The sequence below is a fragment of the Streptomyces sp. NPDC046862 genome, from assembly GCF_040704615.1.
In the GTDB taxonomy this organism is placed as follows: domain Bacteria; phylum Actinomycetota; class Actinomycetes; order Streptomycetales; family Streptomycetaceae; genus Streptomyces.
This window is the reverse complement of the sequence record NZ_JBEYXP010000043.1, coordinates 66,537-90,554: the sequence shown is the minus strand read 5'-3', so window position 1 is coordinate 90,554 and position 24,018 is coordinate 66,537. Positions and strand designations below refer to the sequence as shown.

Genomic DNA, 24,018 nt, shown 5'->3' with positions numbered 1-24,018 from the left:
GGGACGTTCGACGGCGCGGGGTCGGGCGGTCCCGGTGGGGCGGTGACCGCGGAAGGAAGGCCGGGAGTGGGCATCCTAGGCCGCGAACTACCCGTCTGACCAGCGGATTTCCAAGACGTATACGGCTTTGTCAGTGCTGTGGTGTGCAATGGATCTCGTGCCCGCACTGCGAGAACCACTGCAACAACCGCTGAAGTCGGTGCTCGGCCCCGCCACCGCGAAGGTGATGGCCGAGCACCTCGGCCTGCACACCGTCGGAGACCTGCTCCACCACTATCCCCGCAGGTACGAGGAGCGCGGGCAGCTCACCCACCTCGCCGACCTGCCCATGGACGAGCACGTGACGGTGGTCGCCCAGGTCGCCGACGCCCGCCTGCACTCGTTCGCCTCGGCCAAGGCCCCGCGCGGCAAGGGCCAGCGCCTCGAAGTGACCATCACCGACGGCAGCGGCCGCCTCCAACTGGTCTTCTTCGGCAACGGCGTGCACAAGCCGCACAAGGAGCTCCTCCCCGGCACGCGCGCCCTGTTCGCCGGCAAGGTCTCGGTCTTCAACCGCCGCCTGCAGCTGGCCCACCCGGCGTACGAGCTGCTGCGTGGCGACACCCCAGACGCGACGCAGGCCATCGACAGCTGGGCGGGCGCCCTCATCCCGATCTACCCGGCGACCGCCAAGCTGGAGTCCTGGAAGATCGCCAAGGCCGTCCAGACGGTCCTGCCGAGCGCCCAGGAGGCCGTCGACCCCCTGCCGGAGTCGCTGCGGTCCGGCAGGGGCCTCGTCCCGCTCCCGGAAGCCCTGCTGAAGATCCACCAGCCGAGCACCAAGGCGGACACCTTCGCCGCCCGCGACCGCCTCAAGTGGGACGAGGCCTTCGTCCTCCAGGTGGCCCTCGCCCGCCGCCGCCACGCCGACGCCCAACTCCCGGCCGTGGCCCGCAGACCCGCGCCGGACGGCCTCCTCACCGCCTTCGACGCCCGCCTCCCCTTCACCCTCACCGACGGCCAGCAGAAGGTCTCCAGGGAGATCTTCGACGACCTGGCCACCGAGCACCCGATGCACCGGCTGCTCCAGGGGGAGGTGGGGTCGGGCAAGGCCCAGCCTCTCGACGCGCTCGTTCTCACACCTGCGGGTTTTCGTCGCATGGGCGATGTGAGGCCAGGTGACGAGATTGTCGTGCCAGACGGGGACATCGCGCTGGTCGATGGCGTCTTCCCGCAAGGAGAGCGCGATGTCTGGCGCCTGGTCCTCTCCGACGGAAGCGCCGTCGAGTGCGACGACGAACACCTCTGGATCGTTGGCACGAGTTGTGGGTGGCACAGAGGCCAGGCCCCCAAGGTCATGACGACTCGGGAGATCCGCCAGGACACTTTCAAGGCCAACGGAAATTCAAAGTGGTACCTCCCGGCAGCCGCTCCGGTCGATCTCGGAGACGACTTCGGGCTGCCTCTCGATCCGTACCTGTTCGGCCTTCTCCTGGGAGACGGCTCATTCCGGCACAACCTGCGTCTGTCCACGATCGACGCCGAGATTCGTGAGGCAGTGGCCACCGCCGTGGCACCGGAATGCCGGCTGGTCCCGGTGAAGGGATCCCGCTGCGACTACACGATCCAGCTGACCCGCCGTACGGGCGGCGCTCGCAATCCAGTGATCCAGGCCTTGCGGGACTTGAACCTCTGGGGTTTGACGTCGCATGGCAAATTCGTCCCCGACATGTTCAAGAACACGTCGATCAAGAACCGCCTCGCTCTTCTTCAAGGGCTCATGGACACCGATGGCACTGTCCACACGGGCGGCTTCAGTGCCTCGTTCTGTTCGGTCTCGCGGAGGCTCGCGGAGGACGTCGCCTGGCTGGTGCGTTCGCTGGGAGGCAGGGCGCGGATCCAGCCGAAGCAAGCGGCGTTCAACGTCTCCGTGTCTCTGCCCGACATGTACGCCCCGTTCAGGCTGACACGCAAGGCGGTACAGGTAGGTCCCCGCCCGAAATACAACACCTTCCGACGGGGGATCCGGGCGGTCGAGTATGTGGGCCGGAAGCCGGTCCAGTGCATCAGCGTCGCGCATCCGAGCCACGCATACGTCACCGACAACTTCACAGTGACTCACAACACGCTGGTGGCCCTGCGCGCCATGCTCGCCGTCGTCGACACCGGCGGCCAGGCGGCCATGCTCGCGCCCACCGAAGTGCTCGCCCAGCAGCACCACCGGTCGGTCACGGAGATGATGGGCGAGCTGGCCGAGGGAGGCATGCTGGGCGGCGCCGAACACGCCACCAAGGTCGTCCTGCTCACCGGTTCCATGGGCGCCGCGGCCCGCCGCCAGGCGCTGCTCGACCTCGCCACGGGGGAGGCCGGGGTCGTCATCGGCACGCACGCGCTGATCGAGGACAAGGTGCAGTTCCACGACCTGGGGCTCGTGGTCGTCGACGAACAGCACCGTTTCGGGGTCGAGCAGCGCGACGCCCTGCGCGGCAAGGGCAAGCAGCCGCCGCACCTCCTCGTCATGACCGCCACCCCCATCCCGCGCACGGTCGCGATGACCGTCTTCGGCGACCTGGAGACCTCCGTCCTCGACCAGCTCCCCGCCGGACGCTCCCCGATCGCCAGCCACGTCGTACCGGCCGCCGACAAGCCCCACTTCCTCGCGCGCGCGTGGGAGCGGGTGCGGGAGGAAGTGGGCAAGGGACACCAGGCGTACGTCGTCTGCCCCCGCATCGGCGACGAGGAGGACGATCCCAAGAAGTCCAGGAAATCCGCCGAGGACGAGGCCGAGAAGCGCCCGCCCCTGGCCGTGCTGGACGTCGCCGACCAGCTCGCGGGCGGCCCTCTCCAGGGACTGAGGGTCGAGGTCCTCCACGGCCGGATGCATCCCGACGACAAGGACGCCGTGATGCGCCGCTTCGCCGCCGGGGAGACGGACGTTCTCGTCGCGACCACCGTCATCGAGGTCGGCGTGAACGTCCCGAACGCCACCGCGATGGTGATCATGGACGCCGACCGCTTCGGCGTCTCCCAGCTCCACCAGCTGCGCGGCCGCGTCGGCCGTGGCTCGGCGCCGGGCCTGTGCCTCCTGGTCACCGACATGCCGGAGGCGAGCGCCGCCCGCCAGCGCCTGGGCGCGGTCGCCTCCACCCTCGACGGCTTCGAGCTCTCCCGCATCGACCTCGAACAGCGCCGCGAGGGCGACGTCCTCGGCCAGGCCCAGTCCGGCGCCCGCACCTCCCTGCGCATGCTCGCCGTCATCGAGGACGAGGAGATCATCGCGGAGGCCAGGGAGGAGGCCGCGTCGGTCGTGGCCGCCGACCCTGAGCTGGAGCACCTCCCCGGGCTGCGCACGGCGCTGGACGCGCTGCTGGACGAGGAGAGGGAGCAGTATCTGGAGAAGGGGTGAGTCTCCCGGCCCGTCGTGGGGTCCCCCCCCCGCTCGAGCGAAGCCGAGAGTGGGGGAGTTCGGGGGAGTTCGAGGACGAGGCCACCACCCGCCCCACTTCCCACCCGGCCTCCGGCCCCGGTCACCACCCGCCCCTGCCAGACTGGATCTGTGACCGCCCCCACGACCAAGGACCCGAGATGACCCGCGTGATCGCCGGCGCGGCCGGCGGACGCCGCCTGGCCGTCCCGCCGGGCCACGGCACCCGCCCCACCTCCGACCGCGCGCGCGAGGGCCTGTTCTCCACCTGGCAGGCCCTGCTCGGCGGCCCGATCGACGGCGAGCGCGTCCTCGACCTGTACGCCGGCTCGGGCGCCGTGGGCCTGGAGGCGCTCAGCCGGGGCGCGGGCCACGCCCTGCTCGTCGAGGCCGATGCCCGCGCCGTCCGCACGGTGCGCGAGAACGTGAAGGCACTGGGCCTGCCCGGCGCCGAGGTCAGAGCGGGCAAAGCGGAGCAGATCGTCCACGCTCCGGCGCCGGCCACGCCGTACGACATCGTCTTCCTCGACCCCCCGTACCGGGTCACGGACGACGATCTTCGCGAGATTCTGCTCACACTCCGCACCGGGGGCTGGCTCGCCGCCGAAGCTCTCGTCACCGTGGAGCGCAGCACCAGAGGCGGTGAATTCCGGTGGCCGGACGGCTTCGAGGCGCTCCGGGCCCGTCGCTACGGCGAAGGGACGCTTTGGTACGGTCGCGCCGCCTCTACGTGCGAAGACGCACGATGACCGGACCGGAGAGCGAGGGACCCAAGTTGCGCCGCGCCGTCTGTCCCGGGTCGTTCGACCCCATCACCAACGGACACCTCGACATCATCGCCCGTGCCTCCAAGCTGTACGACGTCGTTCACGTCGCAGTGATGATCAACAAGTCCAAGCAGGGCCTGTTCACGGTCGACGAGCGGATCGACCTGATCCGCCGGGTCACCGCCGAGTACGGGAACGTCGAGGTCGAGGCCTTCCACGGCCTCCTCGTCGACTTCTGCAAGCAGCGCGACATCCCCGCCATCGTCAAGGGTCTGCGCGCGGTCAGCGACTTCGACTACGAGCTGCAGATGGCCCAGATGAACAACGGCCTCTCGGGCGTGGAGACCCTGTTCGTACCCACCAACCCCACCTACAGCTTCCTGTCGTCCTCCCTGGTCAAGGAGGTCGCGGCCTGGGGTGGCGACGTCTCGCACCTGGTGCCGCCGGAGGTCCTGGAGGCACTGAACGAGCGCCTCGCGAAGGACTGAGCGCGAGGCCGGGCGCCGGACCGGGCTCCGGGCCGGCCCCACTCACGACGGACACCTCGCCACCGCCCCCGGCACCTGACAGCCCGTCACCCGGTGTCGGCCGGGACTCGTGGGGCCGTACAGTCGACCCGTCCGTCTCCAACAACGCTGTAGAGAGTGGCGAGCACACGGTGGACGTGCAGAAGAAGCTCGACGAGATCGTCGCCGCGGTCTCCGGTGCCCGGGGCATGCCCATGTCGGCCTCGTGCGTGGTCAACCGCTCCGACCTGCTCTCGCTGCTCGAAGAGCTGCGCGAGGCCCTGCCCGGCTCCCTCGCCCAGGCCCAGGAGCTGATCGGCGACCGTGAGCACATGGTCGAGCGGGCCCGCCAGGAGGCCGAGCGGATCATCGAGACCGCGCACGCCGAGCGCGGCTCCCTGATCTCCGACACCGAGGTCGCCCGCCGCTCCCAGAACGAGGCCGAGCGCATCCTCGCCGAGGCCCGCCAGGAGGCCGAGGAGATCCGCGCCGAGGCCGACGACTACGTCGACTCCAAGCTCGCCAACTTCGAGGTCGTCCTCACCAAGACCCTCGGCTCCGTGGGCCGCGGCCGCGAGAAGCTCCTCGGCACCGGCCCCGGGACCGACGAGAACGGCTACGAGGACGAGGACGCCCCCGAGCGCAGCCACGACCCCGAGACCCTGCGCAAGGACGCCGACGCGTACGTGGACGTGAAGCTGGGCGCCTTCGAGGCGGTCCTCGCCAAGACCCTGGAGGCGGTCGGCCGCGGCCGCGAGAAGCTGCACGGCCGCATCGCCAGTGACGACCTCGGTGCCCTCTCCCTGAACGACGACGGCACGCCCAAGCAGCACACCAGCGACGCCGACTACCTCGCAGACCTGGCCGCCCTCTCGGACACCCCGGAGCCCGCCCGGACCCCCGAGATCCCGGCCCAGCCGCAGTACGCCCAGCAGGACGCCTACGTGTACCAGCAGCAGGACCAGTACGGCTACCAGCAGCAGTACGCCCAGCAGGCCGATCCGTACGGCGGCTACCAGGCCGATCCGTACGCCGCGTACCCGCAACAGCCGGCGTACGACCCGCAGCAGGCCCAGCAGGACCACCAGCAGCACCAGGGGCACCAGCAGCACCAAGGTCACCAGGCACACCAGGGTGATCAGGGCTACACCCAGCCCCAGCCGAACACGCTCGACGAGACGAGCCTCTTCGACACGACCATGATCAGCGCGGAGCAGCTGCGCCGCTACGAGCAGGGCCGCTGACCGCGCATTGACCGTGGATTGGGACCTGAGCGAAAGGTCCAGTATCCTGGCTCTTCGGTCGCGTGTACGTCCGCGATCAAACCTGCCCGGAACACCGCAGGGCAGCATTTCCACTGAGTTCCGAAGACTGAAAGCAGAATGGCCTTGAACGCCCGCCTCGACCACCGCAACCCCCTCGTGTTCGACACGCACGAGCTGGGTCGGCGGCCCGGTGCGCTGCAGCGCCTGACCCGTGAGGTCGACGCTCCCAAGGACTTCGGTATCCAGGGTGTCGTCGGTGTGCCGGAAGGCGCCCCGATGGAACTCGAACTCCGTCTGGAGTCGGTCATGGAAGGGGTGCTCGTCACGGGCACCGCCCGTGCCACGGCCAAGGGGGAGTGCGTAAGGTGTCTGGAGCCGCTGGAGCTGACGCTCGAAGCGGAGTTCCAGGAGATGTTCTCGTACCCCGACGCCGATGAGCGGGGCCGCGTGATCGCGGAGCCCGACACCGACGCCGAGGACGACGAGGACAGGCTCTTCATCGAGGACGGCTTGTTCGACCTCGAGCCCGTGCTGCGTGACGCGGTGGTGCTTGCCCTGCCGATGCAGCCGGTGTGCCAGGACGACTGCCCCGGCCTGTGCTCCGAGTGCGGAGCGAGGCTCGCGGACGACCCGGACCACCACCACAACGCCGTCGACATCCGTTGGGCGGCACTGCAGGGACTCGCCGAGACCATGACGGACGGCGAGAAGGACGAGATGAGCGGCGGCGCGCCTCGATCAGCACGCGCCGACGAGAAGCAGGAGAAGTAGCTGTGGCTGTTCCGAAGCGGAAGATGTCGCGCAGCAACACGCGCCACCGCCGGTCGCAGTGGAAGGCTGCGGTCCCCACTCTGGTTGCGTGCGAGCGCTGCCACGAGCCCAAGCAGCAGCACATCGCGTGCCCGTCGTGCGGCACCTACAACAAGCGCCAGGTCCTCGAAGTCTGAGCGGCCGGTGAGAGGTCTGATGTCTGACGCCAAGGCGGATTCGAACGCCAGGAAGAAGGCGGAGAGCACGGCCTCGTCCCACACGCTTCTGGAAGGGCGGCTCGGCTACAAGCTCGAGTCCGCCCTTCTGGTGCGTGCGCTGACCCACCGTTCCTACGCGTACGAGAACGGCGGTCTGCCCACCAACGAGCGTCTGGAGTTCCTCGGGGACTCCGTGCTCGGCCTGGTGGTCACGGACACGCTGTACCGCACCCACCCCGACCTGCCCGAGGGCCAGCTGGCCAAGCTGCGGGCCGCGGTGGTCAACTCGCGTGCGCTGGCGGAGGTCGGTCGTGGTCTCGACCTGGGCTCCTTCATCCGGCTCGGCCGGGGTGAAGAGGGCACGGGCGGCCGGGACAAGGCGTCCATCCTCGCCGACACCCTCGAAGCGGTGATCGGCGCGGTGTACCTCGACCAGGGGCTGGACTCGGCGGCGGAGCTGGTGCACCGCCTGTTCGACCCGTTGATCGAGAAGTCCTCGAACCTCGGAGCCGGCCTGGACTGGAAGACCAGTCTCCAGGAGCTCACCGCGACCGAGGGGCTCGGCGTGCCCGAGTACCTGGTCACGGAGACCGGCCCCGACCACGAGAAGACCTTTACTGCTGCTGCCCGCGTCGGAGGCGTCTCGTACGGCACCGGCACCGGCCGCAGCAAGAAGGAGGCGGAGCAGCAGGCGGCGGAGTCCGCCTGGCGCGCCATCCGCTCCGCGGCGGACGAACGCGCGAAGGCGGCCGAGGAGGCCGCCGACGACGACCCCGAGGACGGCGCGCCAGCCGTCGCCTCGGCCTGACGCCGAACTTCCCAGAACCCCCGCCGGACGACCTGTCCGGCGGGGGTTCTGCGTACGGGACGCACGGCAGAGGGCAGGAGGACGGGGACGTGGACTCGGCCGTCGAAGCGGCCCGGTTGCTCGGGGTCCGCGGCGAAGTCGGGTCGGCCGTCGGTGTGTTGACACCCTCGTGGCCCACGGTGACGTGGAGCGGGCCGTACCAGGGGGGCACGGCGCCTCGCCGACGCCCCCTGACCACCGGGTACGCTGCGGAGGTCACCCCGTCACGCTTCCGGAGGACCCCGTGCCCGAACTGCCCGAGGTCGAGGTCGTACGGCGCGGACTGGACCGCTGGGTGGCCCATCGCACCGTGGCCGACGTCGAGGTCCTGCATCCGCGTGCCATACGCCGCCATCTCGCGGGCCCCGAGGACTTCGCTCACCGCCTCAAGGGCCACCGGATCGGCGAGCCCAGCCGTCGCGGCAAGTACCTGTGGCTGCCCGTGGAGGACTCCGGTACGGCCGTCCTCGCGCATCTCGGCATGAGCGGCCAGTTGCTCGTCCAGCCGCACGAGGCGCCCGACGAGAAGCACCTCCGCATCCGCGTGCGCTTCACGGACGACCTCTCCACGGAGCTGCGCTTCGTGGACCAACGCACCTTCGGCGGGCTCTCGTTGCACGACACCACGCCCGAGGGGCTGCCGGACGTCATCGCGCACATCGCGCGCGACCCCCTCGACCCGCTCTTCGACGACGAGGCCTTCCACCAGGCCCTGCGCCGCAAGCGCACGACGATCAAACGGGCCCTGCTCGACCAGTCGTTGATCAGCGGCGTCGGCAACATCTACGCGGACGAGGCGCTGTGGCGGGCCCGCGTCCACTACGAGCGTCCCACGGCCGGTTTCACGCGCCCGCGCAGCTTCGAACTCCTGGGCCACGTACGGGACGTGATGAACGCGGCCCTCGCCGTGGGCGGCACGAGCTTCGACAGCCTGTACGTCAACGTCAACGGCGAGTCGGGCTACTTCGACCGCTCACTCGACGCGTACGGGCGTGAGGGCCTGCCCTGCCGGCGCTGTGCCACACCGATGCGGCGGCGTCCCTGGATGAATCGCTCCAGCTATTTCTGCCCGCGCTGTCAGCGGGCGCCACGGGTCTCGTCGTAACGCTCGCGCGACCGCAGCACGTCCTCCATGCGGCCTTCCACGCACTGGATGAGGGCCAGCAGACGTTCGGAGACCTCATGGCCCAGCGGGGTGAGCGTGTAGTCGACGCGGGGCGGATTGGTGGGCTGTGCCTCGCGGTGGACCAGCCCGTCGCGCTCCAGGGCGTGCAGGGTCTGCGAGAGCATCTTCTCGCTGACCCCGTCCACCCGGCGGCGCAGCTCGTTGAACCGGAACGATCCCTCGTGCAGAGCGCCCAGCGTCAGCGCACCCCAGCGCCCCGTCACGTGCTCCAGGGTTCCCCTGGAAGGACAGTTCTTCGCGAACACGTCAAACGCGAGGGCGTCGAGAGCGTCGAGTTCCATAGGTCGAGGATACTCGCCCACAGCGCTAACCAACAGGTTGCACTAACTCGTGGTTAGTGTCTGACTCGGACTGAGGCGAACCCCTAGTACCCGAAGTCCTGGGTCCACCAGGGCCCGCCGGACCCCAGGTTCACACCCACGCCCAGCGTCTTGAAGTCGCAGTTCAGTATGTTCGCCCGGTGACCGGGGCTGTTCATCCACGCCTCCATGACGGCCTCCGCGGTCGCCTGCCCCCGGGCTATGTTCTCCCCGCCCAGGTCGGTTATCCCCAGAGCGGCGGCCCGGTCCCACGGGGTGTCCCCCTCGGGGTCGGTGTGGTCGAAGAAGCCGCGCTCGGCCATGTCGTCACTGAACGCCCCGGCCAGGTCCGCCAGCGCGCTGTTCGCGGCCACCGGGCTGCACCCGGCCTTCTCCCGCTCCACGTTGACCAGGCGGAGCACCTCCGCGGCGGCCTGGGCCTCCGCGGAGACCGTCACCGGGGTTTCCTTCTCGGACTTCCCGGGCTTCTTCGTGGCCTTGTCGGAGGGCTCCTTGGTCTTCTCCGGCTTGGTGGGCTCGGCCGACGGCTTCTTGGAAGGCGTCTTCTTCGGCGGAGTGGCCGGCTTCGACGGGGCGGCGGAGGGCGAGGTCTCGCGCTCGGAGTCACGGCTCGTGGACTCGTCGGCGCGGTCCGCGGGGCCGTCCGTACCGCCCTGCTGGCTCTCCACGCTCGTCGGTGAACCGGCCGGAGTGACGGTGTCGGCACTGCTGCCGCCGCTGACGGCGTACTTGCCGCCACCGGGCAGTACTCCGGTGGCCACCGCGGCGGTGCCGATGGCGACGGCCGCGGACACGCCCAGCAGGCCGGTCTTCACGGGCGTCACGGTCTTCTTCTGTTTGCGGTGCGAACGCCCGCGGGGCGTTTCGGCCTCGAGGACGGCGGCGAAGCCGTACAGGTTCTCGGGTCCGTAGCGCTCCGTGGTCGCGTCCTGCGCCTGCGCAGCCCCCGTGGCGCGGCCCCTGGCGGCGCGGCCGGCGGCGGAGCGTCGGTGGCGTCCCATGTCCTGGCCTTCCTCGACCTTGCGGTCACTCTCTTTACTGAACTCACACGAACGAGTGAGTTTCATATGAGATTCGTTTGGACCGGGACGGTACAGCATGCCGTGGGGGGACCGTGAGCCCTGAGAGACATTCGCCCGTTAGCGTGCAGGCATGAGCGAGGATGTAAGGCTGGTCGCCTGGGTGCGCGGACACGTCCAAGGTGTCGGTTTCCGCTGGTTCACCCGGGCAAGGGCCCTGGAGATCGGGGGCCTGAGTGGTTTTGCTCTCAATTTGGCGGACGGGCGGGTCCAGGTGGTCGCGGAGGGTTCGCGAGACGGCTGTCAAGGACTGCTCGAGTGGCTCGAGGGACCCGACACGCCCGGGCGCGTGGACGGTGTCACAGAGATCTGGGACACACCTCGCGGGGGCTATGACGGCTTCGCGGTCCGGTGAGCCGGAGGCGCCGAAACGGCCGCCCGGAGCGGCCGGAAAATGCCCTTGGCATCCGCCCGGAACGGAAATGACCTGGTGGTTGCCAAGAATCGCTTGTCGTGACAAGCTCCGCCGTGGATGATGATCTCCTCACCCCTGGGGCCCCTCAGGAGCCGCAGCGCCGCCTGTCCGGGCCGCGCGCGCCCGGGCTGCCCGCCAACGCGGGGCGTGATCGTGTTGACCGTCAAACTTTTTGGTGAGACGCTGAAAGCCCCGCGCACCTTAGCTGTTTGGCATGGAAGAACGGCAGCAAAACTCCACAGTGCCAAGCACCCCGGTGCCATTCCCTCACGACCCACACCGCTTCGATCAGCGGTCACTCAGTGTGGAGGACCATCCATCATGGCAAAGGCGCTTCTCGGTTACGTCGGCGGCTCCGACCCGCGACTCCTCGCCGAGATGCGACGGCTCCAGCAGCGTGTCCAGGACCTGGAATCCGAGCTCGTACGGATCCAGGCGGAGAACGACGCGCTGACGGCTGCCGCTTCTCACGACTCGCTTATGGAGAGCATCGACGCACACCAGGCGGAGCCTGCGCTCACCTGATCACTGCATCGCACCACGACAGCAGTGGTTGGGCGGCTCGTATCAACCGCTAAGTTGTCAGATCTGCAAGGGGCGCCTTTTCGGCGTCCCTTCTTTCTTGGCCCCCGCTTACCAACCCCCGCGCCCCTCCCCACTCTCTTTAACGTTGGGTGTGCCCTCCGCGTTCATGGGTGAAACCGCGCGTTCATGGAGTGAGACAAGGCCGGAAGGTAGAGTCCAGCGCCGTGCACCTCAAGGCCCTGACCCTTCGGGGGTTCAAATCGTTCGCCTCGGCGACCACGCTGCGGTTCGAGCCGGGCATCACGTGTGTCGTGGGTCCGAACGGCTCGGGCAAGTCCAACGTCGTGGACGCGCTGAGCTGGGTCATGGGCGAGCAGGGCGCGAAGTCGCTGCGCGGCGGCAAGATGGAGGACGTCATCTTCGCCGGCACCACCGGGCGCCCGCCGCTCGGCCGGGCCGAGGTGTCCCTGACCATCGACAACTCCGACGGGGCCCTGCCCATCGAGTACGCCGAGGTCACCATCACGCGGATCATGTTCCGCAACGGCGGCAGCGAGTACCAGATCAACGGTGACACCTGCCGTCTCCTCGACATCCAGGAACTCCTCTCCGACTCCGGCATCGGCCGCGAGATGCACGTCATCGTCGGCCAGGGACAGCTCGACTCCGTCCTGCACGCCGACCCCATGGGCCGCCGGGCCTTCATCGAGGAGGCGGCCGGCGTCCTCAAGCACCGCAAGCGCAAGGAGAAGGCCCTTCGGAAACTGGACGCGATGCAGGCCAACCTGGCCCGCGTCCAGGACCTCACCGACGAGCTCCGCCGCCAGCTCAAGCCCCTCGGCCGCCAGGCCGCGGTCGCCCGCAGGGCCGCCGTGATCCAGGCCGACCTCCGCGACGCCCGCCTCCGCCTGCTCGCCGACGATCTCGTACGACTCCGCGAGGCGCTCCAGGCCGAGGTCGCCGACGAGGCCGCGCTGAAGCAGCGCAAGGAGGCCGCCGAGGCCGAGCTGAGGAAGGCGCTCCAGCGCGAGGCGTTGCTGGAGGACGAGGTACGGCAGCTCGCGCCGCGCCTGCAGCGGGCCCAGCAGACCTGGTACGAGCTCTCGCAGCTCGCCGAGCGGGTGCGCGGCACCATCTCACTGGCCGACGCCCGCGTGAAGAGCGCCACGTCCACGCCCGCCGAGGAGCGGCGCGGGCGCGACCCCGAGGACCTGGAGCGCGAGGCCGCCCGGATCCGCGAACAGGAGGCCGAGCTCGAAGCGGCCTTGGAGGCAGCCGAGCGCGCCCTGGAGGACACGGTCGCGCACCGGGCCGAGCTGGAGCGCGAGCTGGCCGTCGAGGAGCGCCGGCTGAAGGACGTCGCCCGGGCCATCGCCGACCGTCGCGAAGGTCTCGCACGCCTCAACGGCCAGGTCAACGCGGCCCGTTCCCGCGCGGCCTCCGCTCAGGCGGAGATCGACCGCCTCGCCGCGGCCCGCGACGAGGCGCAGGAACGTGCTGTCGCCGCCCAGGAGGAGTACGAGGCCCTCAAGGCCGAGGTCGACGGCCTCGACGCGGGCGACGCGGACCTCGCCGAGCAGCACGAGGCGGCCAAGCGGGCGCTGGCCGAAGCCGAGGCGGCCCAGTCGGCGGCGCGCGAGGCGGCCACCGCGGCCGAACGCAAGCGGGCCGCGACCCAGGCCCGCCACGAAGCCCTGGCCCTGGGCCTGCGCCGCAAGGACGGCACCGGCGCGCTGCTCACGGCGAAGGACCGAATCGGCGGACTGCTGGGCCCGGCGGCCGAACTGCTCAACGTGACCCCGGGGTACGAGGTCCCCCTGGCCGCCGCCTTCGGCGCCGCGGCAGACGCCGTCGCGGTCACGACCCCGGCCTCCGCCGCCGACGCCATCCGCCTGCTCCGCAAGCAGGACGCGGGCCGGGCGGCACTGCTGCTGAGCGGCGCCCCCGACGACGTACCGCCGCGGGAACGCGCCGACGGCCCGCCGTTCGCCGCCGACCTGGTCCGCGGGCCGGCCGAACTCATGCCCGCCGTACGGCGGTTGCTGCGCGGCATCGTCGTCGTCGGCACCCTTGAGGACGCCGAGGACCTCGTCTACGCGCGGCCCGAGCTGACCGCCGTCACCGCCGAGGGCGACCTGCTCGGCGCGCACTTCGCGCACGGAGGCTCCGCCGGGGCGCCCAGTCTGCTCGAAGTGCAGGCGTCCGTCGACGAGGCGGCGGCCGAGCTCGAAGAACTCGCCGTGCGCTGCGAGGAGTTGACCGAGACCCAGCAGCTGGCCACCGAACAGCGCAAGGAACGGGCCGCGCTCGTCGAGGAACTGGGGGAGCGGCGGCGGGCGGCCGAGCGGGAGAAGTCGGCCGTGGCGCAGCAGCTCGGCCGGCTCGCCGGGCAGGCCCGCGGCGCCGCCGGGGAGGCCGAGCGCAGCACCGCCGCTGCCGCCCGGGCGCAGGAAGCCCTCGACAAGGCCACGACCGAGGCCGAGGAGCTGGCCGAACGGCTCGTCGTCGCCGAGGAGATGCCGGTCGAGGAGGAGCCCGACACCTCCGTACGGGACCGGCTGGCCGCCGACGGCGCCAACGCGCGGCAGACCGAGATGGAGGCCCGGCTCCAGGTGCGCACCCACGAGGAGCGCGTCAAGGGGCTCGCGGGGCGTGCCGACTCACTGGACCGCGCCGCACGGGCCGAGCGCGAGGCGCGGGCGCGCGCCGAACAGCGCAAGGCACGCCTGCGCCACGAGGCGGCCGTGGCCGAGGCCGTCGCGTCCGGCGCCCGGCAACTGCTCGCCCACGTCGAGGTCTCGCTCGTCCGCGCCGACGAGGAGCGCACCGCCGCCGAGGCCGCCAAGGCGCGTCGGGAACAGGAGCTCGCCCAGGCCCGTAACCAGGGCCGTGACCTCAAGGCGGAGCTCGACAAGCTGACCGACTCGGTCCACCGCGGCGAGGTGCTCGGCGCGGAGAAGCGGATGCGGATCGAGCAGCTGGAGACCAAGGCGCTGGAGGAACTGGGCGTGGAGCCGGCGGGCCTGATCGCCGACTACGGCCCCGACCAGCTCGTACCGCCCTCCCTGCCCGCCGAGGGCGAGGAGCTGCCCGAGGACCCCGAGCACCCGCGCAACCAGCCCAAGCGGTTCGTCCGCGCCGAGCAGGAGAAGCGGCTCAAGGCGGCCGAGCGGGCGTACCAGCAGCTCGGCAAGGTCAATCCGCTCGCGCTGGAGGAGTTCGCGGCGCTGGAGGAGCGCCACAAGTTCCTCAGCGAGCAGCTGGAGGACCTGAAGAAGACCCGCGCGGACCTCCTGCAGGTGGTGAAGGAGGTCGACGAGCGCGTCGAGCAGGTCTTCACCGAGGCGTACCGGGACACGGCGCGCGAGTTCGAGGGGGTCTTCAGCCGGCTGTTCCCCGGCGGTGACGGCCGGCTCATCCTGACCGACCCCGACAACATGCTCACCACGGGTGTCGATGTGGAGGCGCGTCCGCCCGGCAAGAAGGTCAAGCGGCTCAGCCTGCTCTCCGGCGGCGAGCGGTCACTGACCGCGGTGGCCCTGCTCGTGTCGATCTTCAAGGCACGGCCCAGCCCCTTCTACGTGATGGACGAGGTCGAGGCGGCTCTCGACGACACCAACCTCCAGCGGCTGATCCGCATCATGCAGGAGCTGCAGGAGGCCTCCCAGCTGATCGTGATCACCCACCAGAAGCGCACGATGGAGGTCGCCGACGCGCTGTACGGAGTCTCCATGCAGGGGGACGGGGTGTCGAAGGTGATCAGCCAGCGGCTCCGCTGACGGCGAGCGCCCACGGGCCTCGGTTTCGATTTCTTCAAAAGTTGAACGCAAAGCCCTCACCAGCACCTTACTCCACGGTCAACCCCCCTTGTTGACTTCGAAACTTGAAGGCATAGTCTCTGCAACGTTGCTTTTGCCTTCAGGTATCGCCACCTGGAAGGGATCATCCACGCCGGCAGCGTTGCCGGTGGCACGAGGAGTACACGTGACCAGCTCAGCGCAGGCATCCAGGTCAGGAGCCCGGGACGCTCATCCCGAGCATCTCTCCCACGTCATCTTCATCGCGGCGGCGGCCGCGATGGGCGGCTTCCTCTTCGGCTACGACAGTTCCGTGATCAACGGCGCCGTCGAGGCCATCCGGGACCGCTACGACATCGGCTCCGCGGCGCTGGCCCAGGTCATCGCCATCGCGCTGATCGGCTGTGCCGTCGGCGCCGCCACCGCGGGCCGTATAGCCGACCGCATCGGCCGCATCCGGTGCATGCAGATCGCGGCCGTCCTGTTCACCGTCAGCTCGGTCGGCTCGGCACTGCCCTTCGCTCTCTGGGACCTCGCCCTCTGGCGCGTGGTCGGCGGCTTCGCCATCGGCATGGCCTCCGTGATCGGCCCCGCCTACATCGCCGAGGTCGCGCCCGCCGCGTACCGGGGCCGCCTCGGCTCCTTCCAGCAGGCCGCGATCGTCATCGGCATCGCCGTCTCCCAGCTGGTCAACTGGGCCCTCCTCAACGCCGCGGGCGGTGACCAGCGCGGTGAGCTGCTGGGCCTGGAGGCCTGGCAGGTCATGCTCGGCGTGATGGTCGTCCCGGCCGTGCTGTACGGGCTGCTGTCGTTCGCGATCCCCGAGTCCCCGCGGTTCCTGATCTCCGTGGGCAAGCGTGCGCGCGCCCGTGAGGTGCTCGCCGACATCGAGGGCGAGGGCGTCGACCTGGACGCCAGGGTCGCCGAGATCGAGGGCGCCATGAAGAGCGAGCACCGGTCCACCTTCAAGGACCTGCTCGGCGGCGGCTTCCTCTTCAAGCCGATCGTCTGGATCGGCATCGGCCTGTCGGTCTTCCAGCAGTTCGTCGGTATCAACGTCGCGTTCTACTACTCCTCGACGCTGTGGCAGTCGGTGGGCGTCGACCCGGCGGACTCGTTCTTCTACTCCTTCACGACGTCGATCATCAACATCCTCGGCACCGTGATCGCCATGATCTTCGTCGACCGCATCGGTCGCCGTCCCCTCGCCATCATCGGCTCGGTCGGCATGGTCGTCGGCCTGGCCCTGGAAGCCTGGGCGTTCAGTCACGACCTCGTCGGCGGCAGGCTTCCCGCCGCCCAGGGCTGGATCGCGCTGATCGCCGCCCATGTGTTCGTGCTCTTCTTCGCCCTGTCCTGGGGCGTGGTCGTCTGGGTCATGCTCGGTGAGATGTTCCCGAACAAGCTCCGCGCCGCCGCCCTGGGCGTGGCCGCCTCCGCTCAGTGGATCGCCAACTGGGCCATCACCGCGAGCTTCCCGTCGCTGGCCGACTGGAACCTCTCCGTGACGTACGTGATCTACACGGTCTTCGCCGCGCTCTCCATCCCCTTCGTCCTCAAGTTCGTCACGGAGACCAAGGGCAAGGCGCTGGAGGAGATGGGGTAACGCGCCCGAGCCGCGTCACCGAACCCGCGTCACCGAACCCGCTCACCGAGCCCGGGGAGAGGGGTCAACGTCCCCGCCGCCCCTCTCCTCGCACCGTCCGCCGCCCCGCCCCGGTCACTGCCCGGGCCGGGGCGGCGGATTCGGTCCGAGATCAGTCCGAGAGCCGCGGCAGCACGTCCTCGCAGAACAGGTGCAGACTGCGCCAGCCCTCGTCGACCGGCATCCCGCCGGACAACGGGTGCAGGACGAAGCTGTCCAGCCCCTGCGCCAGGCACTCCTCAGGAGTGAGGATCCGGTACACGCCCTCGGCACGCAGTTCCTCCACCGTCGTCGCCGCCGACCTCACCGCCGAGCGGATCCCCTCCGACTGCCAGGAGGCGTACGTCCGCGCCTCGTGCAGGAAGTGCTCGCCGTACACCGCCCACGCCCGGTCCGGGTCCTCGGAGACGTGCAGCAGCGGGGTCTCGGCCGCGGGCATCATGGTCCAGCCCTCGGTGCCGTACTCCACGAGCCGCTCCTTGTAGTACGCCTCCAGCTCCGGCAGATGCGCGCTCGGGAAGAACGGCAGCCCGAGACGCGCCGCCCGCCGGGCCGCCGCCTTCGAGGAGCCGCCGACCAGCAGCAGCGGATGCGGCTCGGTGTACGGGCGCGGAGTGACGCGGACCATGCGGCCCCGGTACGTGAACGGCTCGCCCGTCCACGCCTTCACCACCGTCTCCAGCACCTCGTCCTGGATCCTGCCGCGCCGCTTCCACTCCACGTCGAACAGGGCGTACTCCTCCGGCCGGTACCCGATCCCCACCACCGTCACCAGCCGGCCGCCGCTGAGCAGGTCCAGTACGGCGATGTCCTCGGCCAGCCGCAGCGGGTCGTGCAGCGGGCCGATGACCGCCGACACGGTGACAGCGATCCTCCGCGTGGCCCCGAAGACCGCGCCCGCGAAGGCGAACGGCGAGGGCAGCCAGTTGTTGGCGACCCCGTGGTGCTCCTCGGTCTGCACGGTGGTGATCCCACGGTCGTCGGCGTACGCGGCCATCTCGACGGCGGCCCTGTACCGGGCGCTCAGCGACGCCGGGGTCGCACCGGGCTCGACGAGGTTGAAACGGACGACCGTGACGGGCATGGGACCCCCTCGTGGCGTAGGTGGAGGGGGACATTAGCTGACGGGCAGTCAGATTTCTATGCCGATGACCAAGAGATCATGGCGAGGGTGTGTCACGGCCCACCTCATGGGCCGTGACACACCCTGGGGACGCTTCTTCGCGCACCCGACGGGATTCGCATACTGGTCCCGTTGTGACTCCGCCCATAAGGGCTTCCCGTCCGACCGCGAGGTCGGACGGCGGGCCAGCCCGGCCCGACGTGTACAACGAACCGCCGGGCGGGACGTCACGCCATACTGGGGGCGTTATGGAAATCCTCATCCTTGTTCTAGTCATCGCCGTGGTCGTGTTCGCCGCCATCGGCGGGCTCGTCATCGGCAGCCGCAGAAAGAAGCCACTGCCGCCGGCGCCCCCCACGACGCCCGACATCACCGCACCTCCGGCCGAGCCGCACGTCGGCGACGAGGCCGAGACGCCGCGCGACGAACCGCGCCGGACGATCGAGGAGGTGGATCTCCCCGACGGCTCGACCGGCGTGGCCGTCGAGGAGCCGCCTTCCGTCGAAGAGCTCGTAGCTCCCGAGATCGAGATCCCCGAGCCCACCGCCGGCCGTCTGGTCCGGCTGCGCGCCCGGCTCTCCCGCTCGCAGAACGCCCTCGGCAAGGGACTGCTCACGCTGCTCTCGCGCGAGCACCTCGACGAGGACACGTGGGAGGAGATCGAGGACACGCTCCTCACCGCCGACGTCGGCGTGCTGCCCACCCAGGAGCTGGTCGAGCGGTTGCGCGAGCGTGTGAAGGTGCTCGGCACCCGCACGCCGGAGGAACTGCGCGGGCTGCTCCGCGAGGAACTGCTCACGCTCGTCGGTACCGACATGGACCGCACCGTGAAGACCGAGCCCGAGACCAGCAAGCCCGGCATCGTGATGGTCGTCGGCGTGAACGGCACCGGCAAGACGACCACCACCGGCAAGCTCGCCCGCGTCCTCGTGGCCGACGGCCGCAGTGTCGTCCTCGGCGCCGCCGACACCTTCCGTGCCGCCGCCGCCGACCAGCTGCAGACCTGGGGCGAGCGGGTGGGCGCCCACACCGTGCGCGGCCCGGAGGCCGGTGACCCCGCCTCCGTCGCCTTCGACGCGGTCAAGGAGGGCAAGGAGATCGGTGCCGACGTCGTCCTCATCGACACGGCGGGCCGCCTCCACACCAAGACCGGCCTCATGGACGAGCTCGGCAAGGTCAAGCGCGTCGTCGAGAAGCACGCCCCACTGGACGAGGTGCTGCTCGTGCTCGACGCGACCACCGGTCAGAACGGTCTGATCCAGGCGCGTGTCTTCGCCGAGGTCGTCGACATCACCGGCATCGTGCTGACCAAGCTCGACGGCACGGCCAAGGGCGGCATCGTGGTCGCCGTCCAGCGCGAGCTCGACGTGCCGGTCAAGCTGGTGGGTCTGGGTGAGGGCGCCGACGACCTGGCGCCGTTCGAGCCGGAGGCGTTCGTGGATGCGCTTATCGGCGAGTGACCGTGGACGAACCGTACGACTCCGCGTAAGAGCCCCATCACGTGATGGGGCTCTTCGCTGTTGTTCCCGCTGCTGTCCGGCGGGGCTACGCCCGCGACCGGTGCGCCACGTACGCCAGCGTGCCCAGCAGCAGGCGTGCGGCCGGTGGCTTCGTCGCCGAGTCCAGGGCGGGGGAGCGGAGCCAGCGGACCGGGCCCAGGCCGCCCCGGTCGGAGGGCGGGGCCGTGACGTACGTGTCCGGGCCCAGTCCGCGCAGGTCGAGGGACGACGGATCGTCCCAGCCCATGCGGTAGAGCAGCTGGGGCAGCTCGGCCGCCGCGCCCGGGGCGACGAGGAACTGGGCGCGGCCCTCGGGGGTGACGACGACCGGGCCGAGGGGCAGGCCCATCCGTTCCAGCCGGACCAGGGCTCGGCGTCCCGCGGCCTCGGCGACCTCGATCACGTCGAAGGCGCGGCCCACCGGCAGCATGACGGAGGCGCCAGGAAACTCCGCCCAGGCCGTGGTCACCTCGTCGAGCGTCGCTCCGGCGCGCACGAGGGGGGCGAAACCGAGGGGATGCGCGCCGGGGGCACGACAAGTCACCTTGCCGCACGAGCACGCTCCCGCCGCCGCCCGCGCCCCGGGCACCACGTCCCAGCCCCAGAGCCCGGTGAACTCGGCCACGGTGGTGCATTCCGACGAGCGGCCGCCGCGCCGGCGCGCGCCGGACCGCATGTCCCGCATGCCGCCGATCGTGAAGCCCATGCCCCCTCCAACGGGTCCAGTGCGCCAGTGGTTACGAGGCGAAAGCGGTTCGTGACCCTGTGTTTCCATCCTGGTCCGGGTCGCCGCTCGCCTCTGTGGCGCTCAGTGGTGCTCCGGGTGGTGTAGTCGACGATGCGCGCCTCTGAATGCATCGCTCCGCCCACCCCCGGCCGTCATGTGTCAAGTGAATCGCGCGAAGGCTGTCGCGAGTTCATTCGAAGGGGTGGCGAATGGTGGCGTTTCTGGATTCCCCGTGGCTGGACGGGTGATCGTAGGATTACTGTGTGTGCACGGGTCCTGGGTGCGTGTGCTCGTGGGTATGCCGGAGGCAAGTCGAGTTCCCGTTCGAGGGGTGGCAACTGCCGGACGTGTGACGGTGTGTACCGGCATTCTGGTAGGGCTTGGCGCACACAGCGCACAGGTGGTTTCAGGGATGGGGGCGTTCCAGTGGGCGGCAACGGCGGAGGCGGTACGAACGCTGACAAGCGCCCCAACGAGCTCTTGGGTTCGTGGTTCGTGCGGAGCGGCTGGTCCAAGGGCGAGCTCGCCCGTCAGGTGAACCGCAGAGCGCGCCAGCTCGGCGCCAACCACATCTCCACGGACACCTCCCGCGTGCGCCGCTGGCTCGACGGCGAGAATCCGCGCGAGCCGATCCCCAGGATCCTGTCCGAGCTGTTCTCCGAGCGGTTCGGCTGTGTCGTCGCCGTCGAGGACCTGGGGCTGCGCGCCGCCCACCAGTCCCCGTCCACCTCCGGCGTCGACCTGCCCTGGACGGGCCCGCAGACCGTGGCACTCATCAGCGAGTTCTCGCGCAGCGACCTGATGCTGGCGCGGCGCGGCTTCCTCGGAACGTCGCTGGGCCTGGCCGCGGGCCCGTCCCTCATCGAACCGATGCAGCGCTGGCTGGTGCCCTCGCCCCCGGCCCCCCGCCAGGCGCCCGAGCCCGCGGGCGCCGCGCGCCGTCCGGGCCGGCTGTCGAAGCCCGAGCTGGACCTCCTCGAGTCCACCACCGTGATGTTCCGGCAGTGGGACGCCCAGTGCGGCGGCGGCCTGCGCCGCAAGGCGGTCGTCGGCCAGCTGCACGAGGTGACGGACCTTCTCCAGGAGCCCCAGCCCGAGGCCACCGCCAAGCGTCTGTTCAAGGTGGCTGCCGAGCTCGCCGAGCTGGCGGGCTGGATGAGCTACGACATCGGCCTCCAGCCGACGGCCCAGAAGTACTTCGTCCTGGCCCTGCACGCCGCCAAGGAAGCGGGCGACAAGCCGCTCGGGTCGTACGTCCTGTCGAGCATGAGCCGCCAGATGATCCACCTCGGCCGCCCCGATGACGCGCTGGAGCTGATCCACCTCGCGCAGTACGGCAGCCGTGACTGCGCGAGCCCGCGCACGCAGTCCATGCTGTATGCGATGGAGGCCCGCGCCTACGCCAACATGGGCCAGCCCAGCAGGTGCAAGCGGGCCGTCCGGATGGCCGAGCACACCTTCGCCGACGCCGAGGAGTGGGACGAGCCGGACCCTGACTGGATCCGCTTCTTCTCCGAGGCCGAGCTGTACGGGGAGAACTCCCACTCCTACCGCGACCTCGCCTATGTCGCCGGCCGCAGCCCCACGTACGCCTCCATGGCCGAGCCCGTGATGCGCAAGGCCGTCGACCTGTTCTCCGAGGACAGCGAGCACCAGCGGTCGTACGCGCTCAACCTGATCGGCATGGCCACGGTGCACCTTCTGCAGCGCGAGCCGGAGCAGGGCGCGGTGCTGGCCCGCAGGGCCATGGAGGTCGCCGGAAAAGTGCGCTCCGAGCGGGTCAACACTCGTATCCGAAAGACCGTCGACACGGCCGTACGCGATTTCGGTGATCTCGCCGAGGTCGTGGACCTCACCGACCAGCTCGCGAAACACCTGCCCGAGACCGCCGAAGCGGTCTGACGCCCTCCGCTCCAGGGCTCCGAGACTCCGGCCGCGGCCGGCCATCCCGACTGCCCGACTCGGCTCCCCCATGCCAGGTCAACGGATGGCCGCCGTGGCCGGTACGCGCGCCTGGCGCCAGCCGGCGCCGACGCGGTTCCCTGGAGCTTTGGGGAAGGTTGCGTCACGATAACGATCATCCGGTCCGGCATCCGGCAGTTCATCAAGGCGTAACACGCCCGGCGCCTTCGTCACGGTGGCGAAACATCGAGGGGCTTCGACCGAAACCGCGCTGCGTCAATCTCGTGGCGCATAACCGGCCCACCCCTCATTCCGCTCAGGCTTCGCCCGCACGGGGCCGTACCTATTGACGAGGAGACGCCGATGGCATCAACCGCCATCACGCTAGCCGCAGAGGCACCCAAGCTCTCGGCCGCCAACACAGGGTTCATGCTCATCGCTTCAGCGCTGGTGCTGCTCATGACTCCGGGTCTGGCCTTCTTCTACGGAGGCATGGTCCGCGTCAAGAGCACCCTGAACATGCTGATGATGAGCTTTATCAGTATCGGGATCGTCACCATCCTGTGGGTGCTGTACGGCTTCTCCATGGCCTTCGGTACGGACTCCGGCAGCATCATCGGCTGGAACTCCGACTGGCTGGGCCTCAGCCACATCGGCCTGACGGAACTGTGGCCCGGCTACACCATTCCGATCTTCGTGTTCATGGTCTTCCAGATGATGTTCGCGATCATCACGCCCGCCCTGATCAGCGGTGCCATCGCGGACCGCGTCAAGTTCACGGCGTGGGGCCTGTTCGTAGCGCTGTGGGCCACGGTCGTCTACTTCCCGGTCGCCCACTGGGTCTGGGGCGCCGGCGGCTGGGCCTTCGAGCTCGGTGTGATCGACTTCGCCGGTGGTACGGCGGTCCACATCAACGCGGGTGCCGCGGCGCTCGGCGTGATCCTGGTCATCGGCAAGCGCGTCGGCTTCAAGAAGGACCCGATGCGTCCGCACAGCCTGCCGCTCGTCATGCTCGGCGCCGGTCTGCTGTGGTTCGGCTGGTTCGGCTTCAACGCCGGCTCGTGGCTGGGCAACGATGACGGCGTCGGCGCGCTGATGTTCGTCAACACCCAGGTCGCCACCGCCGCCGCCATGCTCGCCTGGCTCCTCTACGAGAAGATCCGCCACGGCGCGTTCACCACGCTGGGCGCCGCCTCCGGCGCGGTCGCCGGTCTGGTCGCCATCACCCCGTCCGGTGGTGCGGTCTCCCCGCTCGGCGCGATCGCCGTCGGCGCCATCGCCGGTGTGCTGTGCGCCATGGCCGTCGGCCTCAAGTACAAGTTCGGCTACGACGACTCCCTCGACGTCGTCGGTGTCCACCTGGTCGGCGGTGTCGCCGGCTCCCTGCTGATCGGCTTCTTCGCCAGCGGCCACGGCCAGTCCGACGTCGCGGGCCTCTTCTACGGCGGCGGCCTGACCCAGTTCTGGAAGCAGTGCGCCGGTGTGTTCGCCGTCCTCGCCTACTCCCTGATCGCCTCCGCGGTCCTCGCCTTCCTGATCGACAAGACGATCGGAATGCGGGTCAGTGAGGACGACGAGGTCGCCGGCATCGACCAGGCCGAGCACGCCGAGACCGCATACGACTTCAGCGGTGCGGGTGGCGGCGCGGCGAAGACCGCCGTCGCGGCCGCGGTCGCCGCCGAGAGCAAGAAGGTGGACGCATGAAGCTCATCACCGCCGTCGTGAAGCCGCACCGGCTCGACGAGATCAAGGAGGCCCTGCAGGCCTTCGGAGTGCACGGCCTGACGGTCACCGAGGCCAGCGGCTACGGTCGTCAGCGGGGACACACCGAGGTCTACCGCGGCGCCGAGTACACGGTCGACCTCGTCCCCAAGATTCGCATCGAGGTGCTGGTCGAGGACGACGACGCCGAGCAGCTGATCGAGGTGGTCGTGAAGGCGGCCCGCACCGGCAAGATCGGTGACGGCAAGGTCTGGTCCGTCCCGGTCGACACGGCCGTACGGGTCAGGACCGGCGAGCGCGGACCCGACGCGCTCTGACGCAG

General features: G+C 70.0%; 20 protein-coding genes. 16 read left to right on the top strand and 4 right to left on the bottom strand.

The features are described from left to right. The first annotated feature begins 148 nt into the window (after positions 1-148). From AB0959_RS37085 to mutM, 8 genes are all read left to right on the top strand, one after another. Complete coding sequence (locus AB0959_RS37085; protein ID WP_366831155.1) at positions 149-3,385, top strand: helicase-related protein; 3,237 nt, start codon at positions 149-151, stop codon at positions 3,383-3,385. A 146-nt stretch (positions 3,386-3,531) separates the two neighbouring features. Then, positions 3,532-4,152, top strand: a complete 621-nt coding sequence (gene rsmD / locus AB0959_RS37080) for a 16S rRNA (guanine(966)-N(2))-methyltransferase RsmD (protein WP_366831170.1) — start codon at positions 3,532-3,534, stop codon at positions 4,150-4,152. Positions 4,153-4,178: 26 nt separating this feature from the next. After that, positions 4,179-4,658 carry a pantetheine-phosphate adenylyltransferase gene (gene coaD, locus AB0959_RS37075; protein WP_194238624.1) on the top strand — a complete coding sequence of 160 codons (480 nt, stop codon included), beginning with the start codon at positions 4,179-4,181 and terminating at the stop codon, positions 4,656-4,658. A 170-nt stretch (positions 4,659-4,828) separates the two neighbouring features. After that, the gene (locus AB0959_RS37070; RefSeq protein ID WP_366831154.1) at positions 4,829-5,920 is read left to right on the top strand and encodes an ATP synthase F0 subunit B; all 1,092 of its coding nucleotides are present in this window, start codon (positions 4,829-4,831) and stop codon (positions 5,918-5,920) included. 138 nt (positions 5,921-6,058) lie between these two features. Next, complete coding sequence (locus tag AB0959_RS37065) at positions 6,059-6,712, top strand: YceD family protein (protein WP_366831153.1); 654 nt, start codon at positions 6,059-6,061, stop codon at positions 6,710-6,712. 2 nt (positions 6,713-6,714) lie between these two features. Continuing rightward, positions 6,715-6,888, top strand: a complete 174-nt coding sequence (gene rpmF / locus AB0959_RS37060; RefSeq protein ID WP_003951102.1) for a 50S ribosomal protein L32 — start codon at positions 6,715-6,717, stop codon at positions 6,886-6,888. A gap of 19 nt (positions 6,889-6,907) precedes the next feature. Further along, entirely contained in the window at positions 6,908-7,717 is an 810-nt protein-coding gene (rnc, locus tag AB0959_RS37055; protein WP_366831152.1) for a ribonuclease III, read from the top strand. Between the two features lie 283 nt (positions 7,718-8,000). Further along, a complete protein-coding gene (mutM, locus tag AB0959_RS37050) occupies positions 8,001-8,861 on the top strand; it encodes a bifunctional DNA-formamidopyrimidine glycosylase/DNA-(apurinic or apyrimidinic site) lyase (RefSeq protein ID WP_366831151.1) in 861 nt (286 codons plus the stop codon). Here the strand turns inward: mutM and AB0959_RS37045 are convergent. Both AB0959_RS37045 and AB0959_RS37040 read right to left on the bottom strand, forming a co-directional pair. After that, the gene (locus tag AB0959_RS37045) at positions 8,834-9,223 is read right to left on the bottom strand and encodes a helix-turn-helix domain-containing protein (RefSeq protein ID WP_366831150.1); all 390 of its coding nucleotides are present in this window, start codon (positions 9,221-9,223) and stop codon (positions 8,834-8,836) included. The two genes, mutM and AB0959_RS37045, sit on opposite strands and share 28 nt — an antisense overlap. A gap of 83 nt (positions 9,224-9,306) precedes the next feature. Further along, complete coding sequence (locus tag AB0959_RS37040) at positions 9,307-10,263, bottom strand: CAP domain-containing protein (protein ID WP_366831149.1); 957 nt, start codon at positions 10,261-10,263, stop codon at positions 9,307-9,309. A 151-nt stretch (positions 10,264-10,414) separates the two neighbouring features. Between AB0959_RS37040 and AB0959_RS37035 the strand changes: the two genes are divergently transcribed. From AB0959_RS37035 to AB0959_RS37020, 4 genes are all read left to right on the top strand, one after another. Beyond that, on the top strand, positions 10,415-10,696 hold the full coding sequence (locus AB0959_RS37035) for an acylphosphatase (RefSeq protein ID WP_366831148.1): 282 nt from the start codon (positions 10,415-10,417) through the stop codon (positions 10,694-10,696). 381 nt (positions 10,697-11,077) lie between these two features. Then, positions 11,078-11,281, top strand: coding sequence for a hypothetical protein (locus tag AB0959_RS37030; RefSeq protein WP_009327638.1), 204 nt, complete (start codon positions 11,078-11,080; stop codon positions 11,279-11,281). Between the two features lie 224 nt (positions 11,282-11,505). Then, positions 11,506-15,060 carry a chromosome segregation protein SMC gene (gene smc, locus AB0959_RS37025; protein WP_366831147.1) on the top strand — a complete coding sequence of 1,185 codons (3,555 nt, stop codon included), beginning with the start codon at positions 11,506-11,508 and terminating at the stop codon, positions 15,058-15,060. 205 nt (positions 15,061-15,265) lie between these two features. Then, positions 15,266-16,684 carry a sugar porter family MFS transporter gene (locus tag AB0959_RS37020; RefSeq protein ID WP_366831146.1) on the top strand — a complete coding sequence of 473 codons (1,419 nt, stop codon included), beginning with the start codon at positions 15,266-15,268 and terminating at the stop codon, positions 16,682-16,684. Positions 16,685-16,835: 151 nt separating this feature from the next. Here AB0959_RS37020 and AB0959_RS37015 read toward each other — a convergent pair whose 3' ends face one another. Then, complete coding sequence (locus tag AB0959_RS37015; protein ID WP_366831145.1) at positions 16,836-17,807, bottom strand: LLM class flavin-dependent oxidoreductase; 972 nt, start codon at positions 17,805-17,807, stop codon at positions 16,836-16,838. A 287-nt stretch (positions 17,808-18,094) separates the two neighbouring features. On the opposite strand from AB0959_RS37015, the gene ftsY reads away from it, so the two are divergent. Next, positions 18,095-19,306 (top strand): signal recognition particle-docking protein FtsY, encoded by a 1,212-nt coding sequence (gene ftsY / locus AB0959_RS37010; protein ID WP_366831144.1) that lies wholly within the window; start codon positions 18,095-18,097, stop codon positions 19,304-19,306. Between the two features lie 85 nt (positions 19,307-19,391). Here the strand turns inward: ftsY and AB0959_RS37005 are convergent, their stop codons facing one another. Beyond that, complete coding sequence (locus tag AB0959_RS37005; RefSeq protein WP_366831143.1) at positions 19,392-20,051, bottom strand: bifunctional DNA primase/polymerase; 660 nt, start codon at positions 20,049-20,051, stop codon at positions 19,392-19,394. 447 nt (positions 20,052-20,498) lie between these two features. On the opposite strand from AB0959_RS37005, the gene AB0959_RS37000 reads away from it, so the two are divergent. From AB0959_RS37000 to AB0959_RS36990, 3 genes are all read left to right on the top strand, one after another. Continuing rightward, a complete protein-coding gene (locus AB0959_RS37000; RefSeq protein WP_366831142.1) occupies positions 20,499-21,974 on the top strand; it encodes a hypothetical protein in 1,476 nt (491 codons plus the stop codon). 363 nt (positions 21,975-22,337) lie between these two features. Beyond that, positions 22,338-23,678: an ammonium transporter gene (locus AB0959_RS36995; protein ID WP_366831141.1), complete on the top strand. Its 1,341-nt coding sequence runs from the start codon at positions 22,338-22,340 to the stop codon at positions 23,676-23,678. Beyond that, positions 23,675-24,013 carry a P-II family nitrogen regulator gene (locus AB0959_RS36990; RefSeq protein ID WP_019328769.1) on the top strand — a complete coding sequence of 113 codons (339 nt, stop codon included), beginning with the start codon at positions 23,675-23,677 and terminating at the stop codon, positions 24,011-24,013. The genes AB0959_RS36995 and AB0959_RS36990 overlap by 4 nt, the downstream gene beginning before the upstream one ends. The last annotated feature ends 5 nt before the right edge of the window (positions 24,014-24,018 follow it).